2 protein-coding genes are annotated in these 1043 nt (G+C 76.5%); both read left to right on the forward strand.

Annotated features, from left to right (window positions below):
• Positions 1 to 239: 239 nt before the first annotated feature.
• A complete protein-coding gene (locus tag AC2W7G_RS17055) occupies positions 240 to 788 on the forward strand; it encodes a hypothetical protein (RefSeq protein WP_485869488.1) in 549 nt (182 codons plus the stop codon).
• Between the two features lie 58 nt (positions 789 to 846).
• Positions 847 to 1043 (forward strand): hypothetical protein (locus AC2W7G_RS17060; RefSeq protein ID WP_485869489.1); only part of this gene is annotated, 197 nt, incomplete at its 3' end.

The following is a 1043-nucleotide window of genomic DNA, read 5'->3' on the forward strand; positions in this document are numbered from 1 at the left end:
CGGCCGCCGCGCGGACGGTGGCCGCCTTCACGTCCGGCGCCGCCCTGCTGCAGCCGCCGTCCGCGGTGCTGCTCGCCGCTCTGCCGGCCGACTCCGACCACGACTCCCAGCACCACCTGCGCCCTGACGTCTCACCTGGATGAGCGTGCCGCGCCGCGGCCCTGTGCCCGGCGACCGGCGGACGTCCGCGTCCGCACGCACGACTTCCCTCTTCCCAGTGAGACGAAAGGTCATCACTCATGCACACCTGGATCAAGCGATCCCTCGGTGTGGCCGCGATCACGGGCGGGGTCCTCCTCGCCGGTGCCGCCACGGCCCACGCCGACGACGGCTCACGACCGTCGACCACCCTGTCCGCGCCCGTCGAGATCGCGGGGGTCTCGATCGAGCTCGGTCACCGCGAGCACACCACGGCACCGCGCCACGCCCGCTCCTCCTCGTCCGAGCGCGGGCTCGACGTCGAGGTCGGACGCACCACGGCCAAGCCGACCGCGCGCCTGGGCGGCACCGAGCACCGCCGTCCGGCCGTCGAGGTCGAGGCGCCCGTGGACGTGCGCAAGGTCGAGGCCGAGCTCGGCCACCGCCACCGCACCGGCGGGACCCACCACGGCCGCACCACCCACCGCACGTCCGAGCGCGGCCTCGGCCTCGACGTCGGCCGGCTCACCGCCGATCCCGTCGCGGGCGCAGGCGGCCAGGAGGGCCTGCTCGTGGACCGTCCCGGTCGCGCTGGACGGCGTCGACCTGGGCCTGGGCCGGCGCGACACCCGTACGTGCGGCGGTGCTGACGGCACGACGACCAGCACCACGGAGTCGGGCCTCGGTCTCGAGCTGGGTGACCTCGACGTGGCCCCGACGGTCGGTGCCGGCGGGGACCCCGGCCTGACGGTCGCCCTGCCGGTGTCGCTGGACGGTCTCGAGCTGGGGCTGGGCACGCGCGAGACGTCGTCCTCCTCCCCCGGTGACGACGCGCCGACGCCGGGCGACGGGACGCCCGGCGACCCGGCTCCCCTGCCGGACGCTCCGGGGCCCGTGACCCCCGC

It is taken from the genome of Aeromicrobium sp. PFPM2_SD2 (genome assembly GCF_057364525.1).